This is a genomic window from Micromonospora sp. NPDC000668 (genome assembly GCF_042897975.1).
Lineage (GTDB): Bacteria > Actinomycetota > Actinomycetes > Mycobacteriales > Micromonosporaceae > Micromonospora.
Genome location: NZ_JBIAYP010000001.1, coordinates 392,917 through 410,252, shown reverse-complemented (window position 1 = coordinate 410,252; position 17,336 = coordinate 392,917). Strand labels below are relative to the sequence as shown.

General features: G+C 71.5%; 17 protein-coding genes. 7 read left to right on the top strand and 10 right to left on the bottom strand.

All coding sequences use genetic code 11. The features are described 5' to 3' along the window. Complete coding sequence (locus tag ACFY29_RS01935; RefSeq protein ID WP_386982575.1) at positions 1-423, bottom strand: DUF2000 family protein; 423 nt, start codon at positions 421-423, stop codon at positions 1-3. A gap of 50 nt (positions 424-473) precedes the next feature. Here ACFY29_RS01935 and ACFY29_RS01930 point away from each other — a divergent pair, with 50 nt between their 5' ends. Continuing rightward, positions 474-1,331 carry an AraC family transcriptional regulator gene (locus tag ACFY29_RS01930; RefSeq protein WP_386982574.1) on the top strand — a complete coding sequence of 286 codons (858 nt, stop codon included), beginning with the start codon at positions 474-476 and terminating at the stop codon, positions 1,329-1,331. Between the two features lie 114 nt (positions 1,332-1,445). Further along, positions 1,446-2,267 (top strand): alpha/beta hydrolase, encoded by an 822-nt coding sequence (locus ACFY29_RS01925; RefSeq protein ID WP_328415898.1) that lies wholly within the window; start codon positions 1,446-1,448, stop codon positions 2,265-2,267. Positions 2,268-2,283: 16 nt separating this feature from the next. Here the strand turns inward: ACFY29_RS01925 and ACFY29_RS01920 are convergent, their stop codons facing one another. From ACFY29_RS01920 to ACFY29_RS01890, 7 genes are all read right to left on the bottom strand, one after another. Next, positions 2,284-3,117 carry a helix-turn-helix transcriptional regulator gene (locus ACFY29_RS01920; protein ID WP_328415900.1) on the bottom strand — a complete coding sequence of 278 codons (834 nt, stop codon included), beginning with the start codon at positions 3,115-3,117 and terminating at the stop codon, positions 2,284-2,286. A gap of 305 nt (positions 3,118-3,422) precedes the next feature. Next, on the bottom strand, positions 3,423-4,847 hold the full coding sequence (locus ACFY29_RS01915) for an aldehyde dehydrogenase family protein (protein WP_386982572.1): 1,425 nt from the start codon (positions 4,845-4,847) through the stop codon (positions 3,423-3,425). Between the two features lie 84 nt (positions 4,848-4,931). Further along, positions 4,932-5,897, bottom strand: coding sequence for a zinc-binding alcohol dehydrogenase family protein (locus ACFY29_RS01910; protein ID WP_386982570.1), 966 nt, complete (start codon positions 5,895-5,897; stop codon positions 4,932-4,934). After that, positions 5,894-6,256, bottom strand: a complete 363-nt coding sequence (locus ACFY29_RS01905; protein ID WP_328415906.1) for a hypothetical protein — start codon at positions 6,254-6,256, stop codon at positions 5,894-5,896. Before ACFY29_RS01905 ends, ACFY29_RS01910 begins: the two co-directional genes overlap by 4 nt. Further along, positions 6,253-7,119, bottom strand: a complete 867-nt coding sequence (locus ACFY29_RS01900) for an extradiol ring-cleavage dioxygenase (protein WP_328415908.1) — start codon at positions 7,117-7,119, stop codon at positions 6,253-6,255. The genes ACFY29_RS01905 and ACFY29_RS01900 overlap by 4 nt, the downstream gene beginning before the upstream one ends. A 27-nt stretch (positions 7,120-7,146) precedes the next feature. Further along, positions 7,147-7,917 (bottom strand): citryl-CoA lyase, encoded by a 771-nt coding sequence (locus ACFY29_RS01895; protein WP_386982567.1) that lies wholly within the window; start codon positions 7,915-7,917, stop codon positions 7,147-7,149. Further along, entirely contained in the window at positions 7,902-9,038 is a 1,137-nt protein-coding gene (locus tag ACFY29_RS01890) for a CaiB/BaiF CoA transferase family protein (RefSeq protein ID WP_386982565.1), read from the bottom strand. Before ACFY29_RS01890 ends, ACFY29_RS01895 begins: the two co-directional genes overlap by 16 nt. A gap of 194 nt (positions 9,039-9,232) precedes the next feature. Here ACFY29_RS01890 and ACFY29_RS01885 point away from each other — a divergent pair, with 194 nt between their 5' ends. The 3 genes from ACFY29_RS01885 to ACFY29_RS01875 all read left to right on the top strand — a co-directional run bounded on the left by ACFY29_RS01885 (position 9,233) and on the right by ACFY29_RS01875 (position 13,349). Next, a complete protein-coding gene (locus ACFY29_RS01885) occupies positions 9,233-10,669 on the top strand; it encodes an amidohydrolase family protein (protein WP_386982563.1) in 1,437 nt (478 codons plus the stop codon). Positions 10,670-10,673: 4 nt separating this feature from the next. Next, a complete protein-coding gene (locus ACFY29_RS01880; RefSeq protein ID WP_386982561.1) occupies positions 10,674-11,477 on the top strand; it encodes an IclR family transcriptional regulator C-terminal domain-containing protein in 804 nt (267 codons plus the stop codon). A 291-nt stretch (positions 11,478-11,768) separates the two neighbouring features. After that, positions 11,769-13,349, top strand: coding sequence for a DHA2 family efflux MFS transporter permease subunit (locus ACFY29_RS01875; RefSeq protein ID WP_328415918.1), 1,581 nt, complete (start codon positions 11,769-11,771; stop codon positions 13,347-13,349). Between the two features lie 57 nt (positions 13,350-13,406). Here the strand turns inward: ACFY29_RS01875 and ACFY29_RS01870 are convergent, their stop codons facing one another. Further along, a complete protein-coding gene (locus ACFY29_RS01870; RefSeq protein ID WP_355613000.1) occupies positions 13,407-13,868 on the bottom strand; it encodes a DUF5709 domain-containing protein in 462 nt (153 codons plus the stop codon). 147 nt (positions 13,869-14,015) lie between these two features. Continuing rightward, on the bottom strand, positions 14,016-14,984 hold the full coding sequence (locus ACFY29_RS01865; RefSeq protein WP_386982559.1) for a helix-turn-helix transcriptional regulator: 969 nt from the start codon (positions 14,982-14,984) through the stop codon (positions 14,016-14,018). Between the two features lie 62 nt (positions 14,985-15,046). On the opposite strand from ACFY29_RS01865, the gene ACFY29_RS01860 reads away from it, so the two are divergent. Both ACFY29_RS01860 and ACFY29_RS01855 read left to right on the top strand, forming a co-directional pair. Next, positions 15,047-16,180 (top strand): epoxide hydrolase family protein, encoded by a 1,134-nt coding sequence (locus ACFY29_RS01860; protein ID WP_386982557.1) that lies wholly within the window; start codon positions 15,047-15,049, stop codon positions 16,178-16,180. After that, on the top strand, positions 16,177-17,334 hold the full coding sequence (locus ACFY29_RS01855; protein WP_386982555.1) for a winged helix DNA-binding domain-containing protein: 1,158 nt from the start codon (positions 16,177-16,179) through the stop codon (positions 17,332-17,334). Before ACFY29_RS01860 ends, ACFY29_RS01855 begins: the two co-directional genes overlap by 4 nt. The last annotated feature ends 2 nt before the right edge of the window (positions 17,335-17,336 follow it).

Genomic DNA, 17,336 nt, shown 5'->3' with positions numbered 1-17,336 from the left:
TCAGGGGTGCATGTTGGCGCCCTTGAACACCTTGTCCACCACGTTGCGCGGGGCGTGCAGCGCCAACCCGACCAGGTCGAGCTTCTCCCGGCCGACCGCCCGCACGGCGGCGCGGTTGTCCCGGTCGTTACCGGTGGCGAACAGCTCCTGCGTGAAGATGGCCAGGCGTAGCCCACGGCCGAGCGCGCGCGAGTGCGCGGCGGTCAGCATGGCCCGCTCGCCGGCGAAGACCAGCACCGGCTGGCGGAACATCGGCAGGTAGCTGGTGTCGTCCGCGTCGCGGTACTCCTCGCCGAGCAACTCCGGCTCGGCGTTCGCGATGCCGCTGACCAGGAAGGCGGTGACGTTCAGCCGCTGCCAGCCCGCCAGGTCGTTGCGGAGCAGTACGGCGATCTTGGTGTTGAAGCGGATCGGTTCGGTCATGGACTCGAACCTGCCAGCCTCGGCACCGACCGGTCTTGTACGTTCTTAGCGTGGCCACCCGCCCGGCGGGCTCGCACGTCAGCGCGTGGCGACCCACGGTAGCCGGGGTCGCCGAGGTCTTCCACGCCCACTTCGTGGATCACGCGTACCCGCCGCACACCCACGACGTGTGGACTCTGTTGATCGTCGACGATGGTGCGGTCCGCTTCGACCTCGACCGGCACCGGCACGGCGCGCTACGGACGTCAGTCACCCTGCTGCCGCCGCACGTGCCGCACGACGGCCGCTCCGCGACGCCGCACGGCTTCCGCAAGCGGGTCCTGTACCTCGACACCTCGGCGCTCGGTGTGGAGCTGGCCGGCCGGGCGGTCGACCGGCCGAACCTGGCCGATCCGCAACTGCGGCACCGGATCCACCACCTGCACCAGGTGCTCGCCGAACGTGGGGACGAGTTCGAGGCCGACAGTCGGCTCGCGCTCATCCTGGAACGGCTCCGCCGGCAGCTCCGCCAGCAGGCTCCGGCCAGCGGCCTGCCCGGCACACGCGGCCTCGCCGACCGACTGCGTGAGCTGCTGGACGCCCGGACCGTCGAGGGCGTCACGCTGCGCGAGGCCGCCGAGCTGCTGCACGCCCACCCAACCCACCTGGTCCGGACGTTCACCCACGTACACGGGCTGCCGCCGCACTCGTACCTGACCGGTCGCCGGGTCGAGCTCGCGCGTCGCCTGCTCCTGGCGGGGCAGCGTCCCGCCGAGGCCGCCGTCGGGGCGGGGTTCTTCGACCAGGCACATCTGACCCGCCACTTCCGGCGTCATCTGGGCGTCAGCCCGGCCCGCTACCCGGCCCCTCAGCGCCGACGTGAACAGCATTCGGGCGATGTGGCCCAGCCCTCCGGCGGCCGCACCTAGCATCGGGGAAGGACGCCCCGGACCGGTAGACGGTGTCCGCAGGCGCGGTGTCGGCACGGGGTGCCGGCCCCAGCCGTCCGTCCGATTCCCGCCCAATGACCAGGAGGCATCGGCATGAGCTATGTCAAGACGAAGGACGGCACCGACATCTACTACAAGGACTGGGGCGAGGGGCCGGTCGTCACCTTCTCCCACGGCTGGCCGCTGAGCGCCGACGCCTGGGACGGGCAGATGCTCTTCCTCGTCCAGAACGGGTTCCGGGTTGTCGCGCACGACCGTCGCGGGCACGGCCGGTCCAGCCAGGCCAGCGCCGGCAACGACATGAACGGGTACGCCGACGACCTGGCCGCGGTCATCGAGGCGCTGGACCTGCGGGACGTCAACCTGGTCGGTCACTCCACCGGCGGTGGTGAGGTGGCCCGCTACATCGGCCGGCACGGGACGGGACGCGTCGCGAAGGCCGTGCTCATCTCGGCCGTACCGCCGATCATGGTGCAGAGTGCGGACAACCCGGAAGGGCTGCCGATCAGCGTCTTCGACGACCTGCGGAGCCAGCTCTTCGCCGACCGGTCGCAGTTCTACCAGGACCTCGCCCAGATGTTCTACGGCGCCAACCGGCCCGGCGCGAAGGTGTCGAAGGGGATCCTCGACCAGTTCTGGCTGTGGAGCATGCAGTCCGGTCTGTGGAACGCGTACCAGAGCATCAAGGCGTTCTCCGAGACCGACTTCCGCGACGACCTGGCGAAGTTCGACATCCCGACGCTGGTGATGCACGGCGAGGACGACCAGATCGTGCCGGTCAAGGACTCGGCGCACAAGACCGCGAAGCTTGTCGCGAACGCCAAGGAGATCTACTACCCGGGCGCCCCGCACGGCATGACGTCCACCCTGCAGGACCAGGTCAACAAGGATCTGCTGGCGTTCCTGCGCGGCTGACTGGGCGGCCGGAGGATCAGGCGTACTGGGAGCCGATGACCGAGAGCAGCCGCAGCTTCTCGTCGCTCTCCGACCCGGGTACGGCGGTGAAGACCAGCAGCGTCTGGGACTGGTCGGGGTCCACCAGGGTCTGGCAGTGCAGCTCCAGCGGCCCCACCTCGGGGTGGACGAAGTGCTTCGGCGGGCAGTAGCCGGCCGGCACCGGGTGCTCCCGCCACAGGTCCGCGAACTCCGGGCTCGCGGCCAGCAGCGCGTCGACGATCGCCGCCGCTCGCGAGCCCCGGCCGTCGCGGGTGTACGCCGCGTGCAGGTGCGCCACGAGGAGTCGGCTCTGCGCCGCGTGGTCCTGCGCCGGGTGCAGCTGTCGGGTCTGTGGATCGGTGAACCAGCGGTGGTGCAGGCTGCGATCCAGCCCGGAGTGCCGGGTCTCGTCGCCGAGCAGGGCGATCGCCGGTGCGGTCTGCGCCAGCGTCTCGCCGAGGTGGTTGACCACCTGGGCGGGAGTGTCGTGGAGCCGGTCGAGGATCCGCATCATCCCCGGGTTGACGTGGTCGGCCCGGACCGTTCGGTGCGGGACGGCGTGCCCGGCGAGCTGGAACAGGTGGTCCCGCTCGGTCAGGGAGAGCCGCAGGCCCCGGGCCAGGGCGGCGAGCATCTGCTCGGAGGGATGTGGGCCCCGCTGCTGCTCCAGCCGGCTGTAGTAGTCGGTGGACATCCCGCTCAACGCGGCCACTTCCTCGCGTCGCAACCCTCCGGTACGTCGGCGCTGGCCCCGGGGCAGTCCCACGTCCTCGGGCTGCAGCGCCTCGCGTCGGGTACGCAGGAAGCTGGCGAGTTGGGCGCGGTCCACGGTGTCTCCGATCGGTGGGTGCCGGCGGGTGGACCGGCACGTTGAGTGCAACAGGCGAGCCCAGGCACGGTGTTCCGCCTCGCCGTGCACGGACACAGGACCACAAACCGGATTCGCGACCCCTCGCGTCCCATATCCACCCACCGGATCCTTCGCAAGATCGCGCTCGATCCTGGATCCAGGGGTGTGATGGGGCGTACGAGGCCACTACATCCACGATCCAGCATGATCTTCACCGAAGCCGAGGATGCGCGGCGGCGGACGGCCCCGGCCCGACGGCGCGGGCCGGGGACCGTCCGGCGCGGTCAACGCTGGATGGACTTGGTCTCCAGGAACTCCTCCAGGCCGAAGCGGCCGAACTCGCGGCCGTTGCCGGACTGCTTGTAGCCGCCGAACGGCGCGAGCGGGTTCCAGTGACCGGCGTTCACGTCGACCTGGCCCACCCGCAGCCGCCGGGCGACCGCCGTCGCGTGCTCGGGCTCGCCGAAGACGCCACTGGTCAGGCCGTACAGCGTGCCGTTGGCGATGGCCACGGCCTCCTCCTCGTCCGCGTACGGGATGATCGTCAGCACCGGGCCGAAGATCTCCTCCTGGGCGATGGCGGAGCGCGGGTCGACGTCGGCGAAGATCGTCGGCTGGACGTAGGCGCCCTTCGCCAAGCCCTCGGGCCGATCCGGGCCACCGAACACCAGCCGGGCGCCATCGGCGATGCCCCGCTCGATGTATCCGATGACCTTCTGCCGGTGGGCCTCGGAGGCCATCGGGCCGATCCGGGTGGCCTCGTCGGTCGGGTCGCCGACGGTGTACTGCTTCGCCGCCGCCACGGCCAGCGCCACGACCTCGTCCTGACGGGAGGCGGGCACCAGCATCCGCGGCCATGCGCCGCAGACCTGGCCACCATTGGTGAACGACATCATCAGGCCCCGGCTGACCGCCTCGGGCAGGTCGGCGTCGTCGAGGATGATGTTCGCGCCCTTGCCGCCCAACTCCAGCGCGACCCGCTTGACGGTCTCCGCGGCCACCGCGGCGATCCGCTTCCCGGCCCGGGTGGAGCCGGTGAAGGAGATCATGTCGATGTCCGGGTGGGCGGAGATGGCCTCGCCGACGATCGGGCCGGTGCCGTACACGACGTTGAACACGCCCGCCGGCACACCCGCCTCGGTCGCCACCTCGGCGAGGATCCGTGCGGTCAGCGGAGCGTTCTCGGACGGCTTGAGGACCACCGTGTTGCCCGCGAGCAGCGCCGGTGCCAGCTTGGAGACGACCTGCTGGAGCGGGAAGTTCCACGGCGTGATCGCACCGACCACGCCGATCGGCTCACGGACGATCAGCGAGGTGCCGATCTCCTCGGTCCAGGCGAAGTCCTCGGCCAGGCCGGCGACGGATTCGATGACCGCGGCCGGGAACGCGACCTGGGCGGTCCGGGACATGGTGATCGGTGAGCCCATCTCGGCGGTGATCGCCCCGGCGATCTCCTCCTGGCGGGCGGTGAGGCCGGCGCCGAGGCGGCGCAGCACGTCCGCCCGCTGCTGCGGCGTGGTCGCCGCCCAGGCGGGGAAGGCGGCCCGGGCGGCGGCGACGGCGCGGTCGACGTCGGTGGCGGTGCCGGCCGGGGTCTCGGCGACCACGTCGCCGGTCGCCGGGTTCACGACGGGAAGGGTGCCGGCCGAGCCGGCGACGATCTCGCCACCGATCCAGTGACCGGTGACGGTGTAGGTGGCAGGTGTCATGGACCGACCGTGGCACCGGCGCCGAGTCCCAACCAGGTGCGGTTCATCCAGGGATTCACGATCCCTGGCTGGGGCCGGGCCTGGTCAGAGCGCGAGGACGAGGCGGCCAGCCGCGGTGCCGTTGTCCTGCCGGGACCAGGCGTCCGCGACCGAGGCGAACGGCACGGTCTCGTGGTCGACGGTGAGTCGACCGGCGGCCGCGTGCCCGGCCACCACGGCCAGCGACGCCGCCCGCTGCTCGGCCGACAGCGCGTTGTTGGTGTAGCCGATCATCCGCAACGATCCGCTGCGGAGAACGGCGGACTCGATCGGCGCGGTCGCGCCCGCAGCGCTGCCCAGGTTGACCAGGCGGCCAGCCGGGCGCAGCACCCGCAGCGCCGCCGCGGCCGGGACGCCGAAGACCGGATCGAGGACGAGGTCGACCGGACCGTCGGCGGCGTCGCGCAGCCGGTCGGCCAGGGACGCGACGTCGTCGTCCGGGAGCAGCGGGACGGAGACCGCGGCGCCGAGCTCCTCGGCCCGGGACCGCGCCGCGGCCGAACGGGTCACGGCGATCACCCGGCGCGCCCCGGAGAGCAGTGCCAGTTGGACGGCCGCCTGACCGACCACACCACCGACGCCGAGCACGATGACCTGTTCGCCGGCCGCGAGGCCGCCGGCGTTGGTCAGGGCCGCGTGTGCGGCGACGGCGGAGAGGCCCAGGGCGGCGAGCAGGGTCAGCGGTACGTCGGGCGGCAGCGTCACCACGTCGGCGGTGGGCACCGCGACCGTGGTCGCCATGCTGCCGTCGACCCCGGGCTTCATCCCGGCCGAGGTGCCGAACCACACTCCGGTGCCGTCGGCGAGCCGGCCGACACCCTGCACGCCCGGCACGTACGGGGTGGGCGGCGTGCCGAAGTAGCTGGTGCCGCTGGCGCAGAGCACGTCGAGCGGGGTGATCGGCACCGCCTCGACCGTGATGGCCACCTCGCCGTCGGCCGGCACGGGGGCCGGTCGCTCGGCGATCGTCGGTGGCGTGCCGCAGGCGCTGAGCAGGGCCGCGCGGATCACGTCGCGATGTCCGGGTAGGGCAGCGCGAAGTGGGCCAGCCGCGCGCCGTAGGACTTCTGGTACTCCAGCGGCTCGGTGTTGTCCCGCTCGAAGACGGCGATGAAGAGGGTCAGGGTGAGGAACGGATGCGCCCCCAACTCGAACAGCTTCACGTGGTCGTGGGTGGCCAGCGCCTCACGCTCGACGTCGTCGAGGCGCAGCCAGGTGCTCGCCTCGCCGCTGTGGGAGTTGAGCACGGTGTTGGCGCACTCGGCCTCCCACCAGGCGACCAGTTCGCGTGGCTCGCTCCGGTAGCGCTCGACCAGCTCTGGATCCCGGTCGACCATGTAGAGGAACTTGTTCAGCAGGTACTTGCTCATGCCGCCGGCGCTCCGTTCGGGTACCAGGTGAAGTACGCCTCCATGGTGTGGAACAGATCGAGGGTGTCGACGTGGTCGGCCTTCGCGCCGGCCCCGGCCACGCCCATCATGAGCATGAAGTCCATGAAGCCGTGGGTGGCGTTGCCGGGTGAGTGCAGGCTGTCCAGGGTGACCTCACGCAGGCACCCGTCGAGGTCGCCATTGGCGATCCACTCGACCGCCCGCTGGTCGAACTCCGGGTCCGGGCCGTGCGGGCCGAACTGCCGGGGCCCACCCAGTTCGAGCGAGAGGTGGCCGGTGCCGATGATGGCCACCCGCAGGTGCGACGGCCACGACTCGACGATCTCCCGGATCGCCGCGCCCAACTGGACGAAGCGCTTCGGCTGCGGCAGGGGCGGCGCGAAGATGTTCGTGTAGATCGGCACGATCGGCAGGTCGGCCTCGGGCCGCAACGTGATGATCGGGCAGGTGATGCTGTGGTCGATCCGCAGCTCGTTGCTGAACGCGAGGTCGAAGCCGGCGTCGAGACCCGCCCGCAGGATGTGCCCGGAGAGGTCCTCCTGGCCCTTGAGCAGCATCCGGGGCAGACCGAACTCGCGCTCCTCGTTGTACCAGTTGGCGTCGTAGCTGGGCGCCTTGCCGACCAGGAACTGCGGCATGTTGTCCAGCCAGAGCTGGTGGAAGTGGTCTGAGCCGACCATCACCAGCACGTCGGGCCTGGCCCGCGTCAACGTCTCACGGAAGGCCAGGATCTTGCTGGTCCACTCGTCGGCGAACGGGGGCCGGTCCTCGCCCGTGGCCGTGCTGGCCCGGTAGTAGAAGGGGTGGTGGGTGGAGGCGATGACCGCGACGACGGTTGCCATGCCACTCCTTTCGCTGCAGCAGGGGGGTCAGGGTTCGTAGACGGCGTTGCGGTCCACGGTGCGGTAGATGTCCATGCCGAGCGGCCGGCGTCGCTCCTCGGCGAGGTGCCCGAGCAGCCCGGCCGCGCGGGCCAGCAGGGCGAAACCGCGCAGCATCTCGACGGGGAGACCGAGGTCGGCGAGCGCCGCGCCGCAGACGCCGGCGCCGTTGAGCGGCAGGGTACGGCCGAGCACCTGCGGGTGCACCCGTCCGATCGCTTCGAACAGCCGGAGGTGAGGGCCGTGCAGGCCCTCCTCGGTGGCGATCCGGATCAGTACGGGGGTGCGCGGGTCCTGCTCCTTGTGCACGGGGTGCCCGAGCCCGGGGACCAGCCGGCGCTCCTGCTTGGCCCGGGTGACGGCGTCGAGTGCCACCGCGTCGTAGTCGGTGACCTCGCCAGCATGCGCGAGCGTGTCGGCGAGGAAGCGTCCACAGTCCTCGGTGACGCCGAGGAAGCGGGAGCCACCGCCGAGCAGGCCCGCGGCGAGTGCGCCCTGCAGCGACTCGGGCGCGGACAGGTAGGTCAGCCGGGCCGCGATCGCCGTCGGGGTGAAGCCGTGGTCGGCGAGCGCCACCAGCACCGCCTCGAACACCCGTACCTCGCCCGGGGTGGGACGGCGGCCGGCGACCAGCCAGTACGCCAGCTCGCCGAAGCCGACCTTGCCCATCAGGTCGTTGGCCAGGTCCTGTCCGAGCAGCGAGATGGTGGTCGGGTCGGACGTGCCGATCCCGGTCGGGAAGCTCAGTTCTTCAGCCACGCGCGGATCTCCTCGCCGTGTTCGTCGAGCCCGGGCGGCGGCAGCTCGTACCGGGCCGGGGTGTCGGAGAAGGTGATGGGGTTGCGGACCCCCGGCACGTCACCGACGGCGACCACCGGGTCCAGCCCCAACTCCTGGGCGAGCGCCACGCCGCCGTCGATGGTGTTGATCGGCGCGCAGGGGACACCTGCGGCGAGCAGGTCCCGGAACCACTCGTCCTTGGTGCGCTTGGCGAGCCGTTCGACGAGCAGGGGCCGCAACTGCTCGCGATTGGCCGTGCGGTCCTGGTTGCGCCCGAAGCGCGGGTCGTCGGGGAGGGTGGGCAGGTCGAGCACCTGGCAGAGCTTGCGGAACTGCCCGTCGTTGCCGGCGATGACGATCAGCTCGCCGTCCGCGGTGGGCAGCGGCTCGTACGGGAAGAGGCTGGGGTGCGCGTTGCCCATCCGGAACGGGACGGTGCCGCCGGCGACGTAGCCGCTGGAGTGGTTGACCAGGCCGGACAGCGCGGAGCTGAGCAGGTTGACCTCGACGTGCTGACCCTGCCCGGTCGCGTCGCGGTGGTGCAGCGCGGCGAGGATGCCGATGCTCGCGTGCAGGCCGGCCATCACGTCGAAGACGGAGATGCCGGCCCGGTACGGCGAGCCGTCCGGGTCACCGGTGAGGCTCATCAGCCCGGAGATCGCCTGGACCATCAGGTCGTAGCCGGGGAAGTCCCTGCCGGCACCGGTGCCGAAACCGCTGATGCTCGCGTACACGATCTTCTCGTTGCCGGCGGTGACGCTGTCGTAGTCGAGGCCGAACCGGGCGAGGCCGCCGGGCCGGAAGTTCTCGATCATCACGTCGGCGCGGCGGGCCAGTCTCTGTGCGGCCGCCAGGTCGTGCGGGTCCTTGAGGTCGAGGGCGATCGACCGCTTGTTGCGGTTGATGCCGAGGTAGTACGTCGAGACGCCGTCGCGGGTGGGCGGCATCCAGGTGCGGGTGTCGTCGCCACCGGGGCTCTCCACCTTGATCACCTGCGCGCCCAGGTCTGCGAGGAGCATCGTCGCGTACGGCCCGGCGAGGATCCGGGAGAAGTCCGCGACGAGCAGGCCGGCCAGCGGCCCCGTCGAATGCTGCACCATGTTTCCGCCCGTTCTGCGGACACCTGTCCGCCGAAACAGCTTGCGTCACCGCACGAGGGCTGTCAACGGCCGGTTCACCGCACCGAAACACGCCCTTGACACGAATCGTGACCGATACCACACTTGCGCCACTCGGGCTGGCCGCACAGCGGACAACGGTCCGGATCCCTCGTACCCGAAAGGAATGGGTGGCGATGAGCGCAACCGACCGGCCGGTGGTCTTCCGCAACGGCCTGGTTCTCACCATGGACGACGCACGCACGGTGCTGCCCGGCGCCGACGTGCTGGTCATCGGCGACCGGATCGCGGAGGTCGGCGTCGGCCTCACCGCTCCCGACGACGCCCTGGAGATCGACGCCACCGACGGCATCCTCATGCCCGGAATGGTGGACACCCACCGGCACATGTGGCAGACCGCCATGCGCGGGTACGGCGCCGACTGGACCCTGACGCAGTACTTCGTCTGGTACTACCTGGAGTCCGGCAAGCTGTTCCGGCCCGAGGACGTGTACGCCGGCAACCTGCTCGGCGCCATCGAGGCGATCGACGCGGGCGTCACGACCACCGTCGACTGGTCGCACGGCCTGCAGACACCCGACCACGCCGACGCGGCTGTCGACGCCCTCGAGGCGGTGCCCGGACGGTTCGTGCTCGCCTACGGCAACATCCAGCAGGGCCCGTGGGAGTGGGCCGCCTCGCCGGAGTTCCGCGACTTCCACCGTCGCCGGATCGACGGCGGCAAGCTGGCCGGCTTCCAGATGGCGTTCGACGTCACCGGCGATCCCGCCTTCCCGGAGCGGGCCGCCTTCGAGGTGGCTCGGGAACTGGGCGCCGCGGTCACCACGCACGCCGGTGTGTGGGGCGCCACCAACGACGACGGCATCCGACTGATGCACGAGCACGGCTTCATGAACCCCTCGACCGTCTACGTGCACGCCGCGACGCTCACCCACGACTCGTACAACCGGATCGCCGCCACCGGCGGCTCCGTCTCCGTCTCGACCGAGAGTGAGCAGAGCGCCGGGCAGGGCTACCCGCCCACCTGGCAGCTGCGCCACCACGACATCCCGGTGTCGCTCTCCATGGACACCAGCGTGTGGTGGAGCGGGGATCTCTTCTCGGCGATGCGGAGCACGCTCGGCGCCGACCGGTCCCGGGAGCACCTGGAGGCGCACGCCAAGCAGGACACCATCACCCACTGCCACCTGCGGGCCGAGCAGGTCGTCGAGTGGGCCACCCGGGGCGGTGCCCGCGCCCTCGGCATGGACTCCACGATCGGCGCCCTCACCCCAGGCCGGCAGGCCGACGTCGTCCTGATCAAGAACGACGCCTCGCCGGTGATGTTCCCGATCCTGAACCCGCACGGTCACGTCGTCTTCCAGGCCCAACGCGGCGACGTGCACACCGTGCTGGTGGGCGGTCGGGTGGTCAAGCGCGACGGCCGCCTGGTCGACGTCGACCTCGTCGCCGCGCGGGCCAAGGTGGCCGCCACCATCGATCACCTCCGCGAGACCATGGGGGAGGAGGCGTGGCAGCGGGGCATGAACCCGGACATCCCCGAGACCGCGATCCTGGAGAACCCGTACCAGTACACCGAGTGGGACGCCGGCTCGGCGCAGTGGAAGCATTGAGCGCATGAGTGACAACGGAAGGGGCGCTGGACCCGACTTCATCGAGGCTCTCGCCCGTGGTCTCGACGTCCTGCGCTCCTTCCGTCCCGGTTGCCCGTCGACGACGCTCAGCGAGATCGCCGCCGCCACCGGCCTGGCCCGGCCCACGGTCCGGCGCATCCTCATCACCCTCGAGTCGCTGGGCTACGTCCGCGCGGTCGGCCGTGGCCACGCCCTCACCCCGCGTGTCCTGGAACTGGGGATGGCGTACGTCAACGCGCTGAGCATGTGGGACGTGGCCCGCCCGCACATGGAGAAGCTGGTCGCCCAGACCAACGAGTCGACCTCGATGGCCCAGCTCGACGGCAGCGACATCGTCTACGTCGCACGCGTGGCCGTACCGAAGATCGTCACGCTCGCCGTCACCATCGGCACCCGCTTCCCGGCCCCCGCGACGTCGATGGGCAAGGTGCTGCTCGCGGGCCTGCCGCCGGAGACGCTGGCCGCCGTGCTCGCCGAGCCGACCCGCTCCGGCATCACGCCCCGCTGGCAGCCCTCGCCCAGTGAACTGGACGCCGTGTTGCGCGAGGTCCGGGCGAAGGGCTGGGACCTCGCCGACCAGGATCTGGCTCCGGGCATCCGGTCCGTCGCCACCGGTGTGCGCGACGGCGACGGCCGGGTCGTCGCCGCGATCAACGTGACCGTGCACGCCGCCGAGACGTCGCTGGAGACGCTGCTCGACGACCACCTGCCGAAGTTGCTGCGCGCGGCGGCCGACATCGGGCACGACTGGGCGCTGACCGCCGCCGTGCCGATGATCACCGCCTGACCGGTCGCCGTCCGGCGCCGCGCCTCCATATCGGGGCCACCCTGGCCCGGCTGCCCTCGCCGGTGGCCGGGCGGTCCGCTCGGTGAGCGACACCCCGACGTCCGGTTCCAGTCGGGGGGCTGATCGGACGCGCCGCCGCTGTGGTCGTAAAACCGGCGGCGAACCGTCGGTGCTGCCGGTTAGTCTGCCTGCGCGCGTCGTCGCCTCGGTGCGTCGCGTCCCGCGCCTGGTTGGCGCGGCACCGCCGCCACCACCCACCATTCGGCGGCTCAACCGACTTCAGGAGAGTTTGTGACACAGCAATCCGTCGCGACATCGGACAAGCTCGACGCCGCGGTGCTCAAGGTGGCCGGCGTCGTGGTCCTCGGCGCGATCATGTCGATCCTCGACGTGACGGTGGTCAGCGTGGCGCTGCCCACCTTCCAGAGCGAGTTCGACGCGTCCTACGCCCGCGTCGCGTGGACGATGACCGCTTACACCCTCGCGTTGGCCACAGTGATCCCGCTCAGCGGGTGGGCGGCCGACCGGTTCGGCACCAAACGCCTCTACATGGTGGCGCTGGCCCTGTTCACGATCGGGTCCGGGCTCTGCGCCACCGCCGACACGATCGGCGAGCTGATCGGCTACCGCGTCCTGCAGGGCCTCGGCGGCGGCATGCTCATGCCGCTGGGCATGACCATCATGACCCGGGCGGCCGGGCCGCACCGGATCGGCCGGTTGATGGCGGTTCTCGGCATCCCGATGCTGCTCGGGCCGATCGGCGGCCCGATCCTCGGTGGCTGGCTGATCGACGCCGCGAGCTGGCACTGGATCTTCCTGATCAACCTGCCGATCGGCGTCGTCGCGCTGATCTACGCGCAGATGGCGCTGCCGAAGGACGCCCCCGAGCCGTCGGAGTCGTTCGACTTCGTCGGCATGCTGATGCTCTCGCCGGGGCTCGCCCTCTTCCTCTACGGCATCTCGTCACTGCCGGAGACGGGCACCTTCGCCGAGACCAAGGTGTGGGCTCCCATGCTGGTCGGCGCCGCGCTGGTGGTGGCGTTCGTGCTCTACTCCTTCAAGCCCCGGCACCCGCTGCTCGACCTGCGGCTGTTCACCAACCGCAACCTGACCATCGCCTCGCTGACGCTGTTCGTCTTCATCATCGCGTTCATGGGCGCCGGCCTGCTGTTCCCGAGCTACTTCCTGCAGGTGCGCGGCGAGACGACGCTGGCGGCCGGTCTGCTGATGGCGCCGCAGGGCATCGGCGCGATGATCACCATGCCGATCGCCGGCACGCTGGCCGACCGGGTGCCCATCGGTCGCACGGTTCCGTTCGCGCTGGCGCTCATCGTCGCCGGGTTCTTCACCTTCACCCAGGTCGACCCGCAGACCTCGTACTGGCTGCTCGGCGGCTCGTTGTTCGTGATGGGCCTGGGCATGGGCGGCACGATGATGCCGATCATGACGTCGGCGCTGCGGACGTTGCAGGCCCACGACGTGGCTCGCGGCTCGACGCTGGTCAACATCCTCCAGCAGATCGGCGGGTCGATCGGCGCCGCGGTGATGTCGGTGATCCTCACCAACGAGCTGAACGGCTCCCGGCCGATCCCCGGGCTGGTGGACCCGAGCGGTGAACCGGTCACTGAGGCCGGGCTGGCCATCGCCTCCCAGCAGCGGCCGGAGCTGCTCCAGCAGATGCCGGTGGACCCGTCGCTCATCGAGCGCGGGCTCGACTTCGCCGCCAAGTCGTTCGCCACCACGTTCTGGGTCGCGTTCGCGCTGGTGCTGCTCACCTTCATCCCGGCTGCCCTGCTGCCGCGCCGGCGCCAGCCGGCGCAGCCGCTCGACGACCAGGGCGAGCTGGCCAAGGCACCCGTCGTCATCCACTGATCGACCCCGCCCGCCGCGCTCAGCGCCCCTCGTGGTGCTGAGCGCGGCGGTCGGCGCTCAGCGAAGCGGGCCGTCCCCGGGCCCGTCAGGGTCCTCGACCAGGTGGATCGCGGCTTCCTCCGCGCTGGCGGCGCCCGCGTCGATCCCGGCGTCCCACGCCACCGACTCGGCCTCCTCGTCCTCGCCAAGGCCCTCGTCGTAGGCGACGAGACGACCCGCGCGCGCCTCGCGCTCGTACCCCCGGCGGGTCAGCTCGTCCTCGTCGTCGCCGCCCTCGGCGTACGGGTCGAGGTCCGGTTCCTCCTGGGCGAGGTGCTGCTCCAAGGACTCGCCCGCCCGCTCCTCGGCGGGCGTGGTGCCGAACCGGTTCGCGGCCGTCCAGTGGTCCTCGGCGATGATGCCGGTGTCGAGTGGGTCGCTGACGCGGTCGTCGTCCAGGGTGTCGGAGGCGTCCAGGACTCCGTCGTCCTCGGCCACGTTCCACTCCTCGACGGAATCCATCCGCTCGGTCTGGCTCACGGTGGTCTCCTCTTCGTCACGGTGCAGCGATGGGACCAGCCTATGACCGCCCGCCGGCACCGCATCCCGAGGGCCGGCCGGGCACGGCTGGCGGACCTCGGGGTACGACGCGCGGAACGGATCAGCGTTCCAGCAGCTCCACCACGCCTACCCGGGCTGCGAGCCGGCCGCGCGGGTCGCCCGGCCGCCGATCTCGCGGAGGTACGCGATCAGCTCCGGTGGCTCGTGCACCTCGAACTCGCAGCCCAGGGTCAGCAGGCGCCACGCCAGCCAGTCCAGGGTGTCGGCGTGGCTGCGCAGCCGGCAACTGGCGGCGTCGATCGGCTCCAGGTCGACCGGGGAGCCGCCGAGCGGGCCGGCCATCCGCTCGACCGGTGCGTGCAGGATCACCACCGCCCGGTAGACGGGCGTGAGCTCCAGCAGCTTCTCCGTCACGAACGCCGCGGCGTCGGTGGCCGGCAGCGGGCGGGGCGGGACACGCGTCCGGGTGGTCCGCTGCGCGCTGATCCGATCGACCCGGAACATCCGCCAGTCGCCCCGGTCGTTGTCGTAGCCCACCAGGTACCAGCGGCGGCCCGCCGACACCAGCTTGTACGGCTCGACCAGCCGCTCGCCGCCGACGCCGTCGCGCCGGCGGTAGGTGAACCGCAGTTGTTCGCGGTTGGTGACGGCGGCGGCCAGCGCGCTCAGGTGCTCGGGGTCGACCGTCGGCCGGCCCCAGGTGAGCAGCGGTTCGGTGGCCGCCCCCAGCGCGCTGACGCGGTGGCGCAGCCGGGACGGCAGCACCTGTTCGAGCTTCGCCAGCGCCCGCACCGAGGCCTCCTCGATGCCGACCACCGCGTGACCGGCGGCGGTACGCAGGCCAACCGCGATCGCCACCGCCTCCTCGTCGTCGAGCAGCAGCGGCGGCATCGCCGTGCCGGCGACCAGGCGGTACCCGCCGATCGCGCCCATCGTGGCCTGCACCGGGTAGCCGAGGTCGCGCAGCCGCTCCACGTCGCGGCGGATGGTGCGCAGGCTGACGCCGAGCCGGGTGGCCAGTTCGCTGCCGGGCCACTCGCGCGGGGTCTGCAACAACGACAGCAGGCCCAGCAGCCGGGCGGGGGTGTCGGACATGGCTCCAGAATGCCAGCCATGTGTGTCAGAACCTGACCTACATGGGCCGTAGCGTGGCCGGCATGACGCCATTTCGCATCGACATCCCGCAATCGGACCTCGACGACCTGCGCGACCGGCTCTCCCGCACCCGGTGGCCGCGCTCGTTGCCCGGCACCGGTTGGAGCCGGGGGGTGCCGGTGGACTACCTCCGCGAGCTGGCCGAGTACTGGGCGAACGGTTACGACTGGCGGGCGCAGGAGGCGCGGCTGAACGAGTTCCCGCAACTCGTCACCGAGATCGACGGGCTGGACGTGCACCTGCTGCACGTCCGCTCGCCGGAGCCGGACGCGCTGCCGTTGCTGCTGACGCACGGCTGGCCGAACTCCGTGGTCGAGTTCACCGAGCTGATCGGCCCGCTGACCGACCCGCGTGCCCATGGTGCGGACCCGGCACAGGCGTTTCACGTGGTCGTGCCGTCGGTGCCCGGCTACGGTTTCTCGCAGGCGCCACCGGACGGGTTCACGGTCGACCGGGTCGCCCGGATGTGGGCCGAGCTGATGACCCGCCTCGGCTACCACCGCTACGGCACCCAGGGCGGCGACCTCGGTGCGTACATCGCGCCGGAGGTGGCGACGGTGGCGCCGGAGCAGGTGGTGGGCGTGCACATCAACGGCGGGTTCGGCTTCCCGACCGCCGCCGACATACCAAGCATGACCGAGGCGGAACGCGCCGAGTGGGAGCAGATGCAGCAGTGGATGAGCGGCGGCGTGGACCATCACGCGCTGCTGCGGGCCGCGCCACAGACCTTCTCGTACGCCTGGACCGACTCGCCGGTCGGGCTGCTGGCCTGGATGATGCAGAAGTTCAAGGAGTTCACCATGACGGTTCCGACCCCCGAGCAGGCCATCGACCGGGACCACCTGCTCACCAACGTGAGCCTCTACTGGTTCACCGGCACGTCGGGGTCGTCCTCGTGGCCCATGTACGAGCGTCTCACGCTGGCTGACGACGGCGGGTTCGCCTGGCCCAGGGGACAGCAGCGGGTGCCGTCCGGCGTGTACGGCGGCGGGTCCGCGCTGATGCGGCGCCTCGCTGAGCAGGACAACACCATCGTCCACTGGCCGGAGGGCAACCCGGGCAGCCACTTCGTGGCCATGGATGAGCCGTTGGCGCACGCGGCAGACATCCGTGCCTTCTTCGCGGGCCTGCGATGACCGACGTGAGCTGGGCGCAGGTGTGCGCCCGGCGCCTGGAGCGGCACGCGCTCACGGCGGGGTCGACCGAGGCGGGATCCGAGCCGGCCGCCGACGCGGTCGCCGCCGTGGTGTCCGTGATGTGCGGGGCGCATGCCCAGGTCGCCGCCGCCGCCGAGTTGTCCGTCGGGCTACGGGTCCCGGGTGCCACCCGTACCCTGGTGCGCCAGGCAGTGTGGACGGACCGCACCGTGGTCAAGAGCCGCGGGCAGCGCGGGACCGTGCACCTGCTCGCCGCCGCCGACCTGCCGATGTGGACCGGCGCGCTGTCGGCGCTGCCGATCCCAGCGCACGAGAAGAACCTGCTGACCACCGAGCAGACCGCGCAGGTGATCGGGGCCATCGCCGACGCCCTGGCCGAGGCCGAGCTGACCACCGCCGAGTTGACCGAGCAGGTGGTCGCTCGCACCGGTCCCTGGGCCGGCGAGCGGGTGATCGACGCGTTCCAGGACAAGTGGCCCCGGTGGATCGCCGCCATGGGGGCCGCAACCCGGAGCGGGGCCATCTGCTTCGGCCCCAACCGCGCCCGCGCCACCACGTACACCAGCCCGGCCCGCTGGTTGCCCGGGTTCGCCCCGATGGACGGCCCGGCCGCGCTGGCCGACCTCGTCCGGCGCTACCTGTACTCGTATGGGCCGGCCACCCCGGCGCAGTTCGCCCGGTGGCTGGCGGTACCCGCGCCGTGGGCGGTGAAGCTGTTCGAGTCACTGGACCTGGCGGCCGTGACGGTGGCGGGCACGCGGGCGTGGGTGGCGGCCGGTGACACCGACTTCCCGGACGACCGGCCGACCGGGTTGCGGTTGCTGCCCTACTTCGACGCGTACACCGTGGGTTGCCACCCGCGCGAACTGCTCTTCCCAGGGGCGGCCGCCGAGCGGGCACTGGCCCGTGGGCAGGCCGGCAACTACCCGGTGCTGCTGGTCGACGGCACGGTCGCCGGGGTGTGGCACCACCGTCGTTCCGGCCGCACCATCCAGGTCACGGTCGAGCCGTTGCGGGCGCTCGGCGCCGGCCAACGGGAGGCGTTGGAGGAGCAGGTCGAGCGGGTCGGCCAGATCCTGGAAGGCACTCCGTCGCTGACCATCGGCGCGGTGGCTGTCGGTCCGCACGCGTGAGC

Excerpts from the sequence above, each read along its gene's own strand:
- ACFY29_RS01935 (WP_386982575.1), bottom strand. The coding sequence starts at position 423 with ATGACCGAACCGATCCGCTTCAACACCAAGATCGCCGTACTGCTCCGC.
- ACFY29_RS01925 (WP_328415898.1), top strand. The coding sequence starts at position 1,446 with ATGAGCTATGTCAAGACGAAGGACGGCACCGACATCTACTACAAGGAC.
- ACFY29_RS01915 (WP_386982572.1), bottom strand. The coding sequence starts at position 4,847 with ATGACACCTGCCACCTACACCGTCACCGGTCACTGGATCGGTGGCGAG.
- ACFY29_RS01905 (WP_328415906.1), bottom strand. The coding sequence starts at position 6,256 with ATGAGCAAGTACCTGCTGAACAAGTTCCTCTACATGGTCGACCGGGAT.
- ACFY29_RS01900 (WP_328415908.1), bottom strand. The coding sequence starts at position 7,119 with ATGGCAACCGTCGTCGCGGTCATCGCCTCCACCCACCACCCCTTCTAC.
- ACFY29_RS01890 (WP_386982565.1), bottom strand. The coding sequence starts at position 9,038 with ATGGTGCAGCATTCGACGGGGCCGCTGGCCGGCCTGCTCGTCGCGGAC.
- ACFY29_RS01885 (WP_386982563.1), top strand. The coding sequence starts at position 9,233 with ATGAGCGCAACCGACCGGCCGGTGGTCTTCCGCAACGGCCTGGTTCTC.
- ACFY29_RS01880 (WP_386982561.1), top strand. The coding sequence starts at position 10,674 with ATGAGTGACAACGGAAGGGGCGCTGGACCCGACTTCATCGAGGCTCTC.
- ACFY29_RS01865 (WP_386982559.1), bottom strand. The coding sequence starts at position 14,984 with ATGTCCGACACCCCCGCCCGGCTGCTGGGCCTGCTGTCGTTGTTGCAG.
- ACFY29_RS01860 (WP_386982557.1), top strand. The coding sequence starts at position 15,047 with ATGACGCCATTTCGCATCGACATCCCGCAATCGGACCTCGACGACCTG.
- ACFY29_RS01855 (WP_386982555.1), top strand. The coding sequence starts at position 16,177 with ATGACCGACGTGAGCTGGGCGCAGGTGTGCGCCCGGCGCCTGGAGCGG.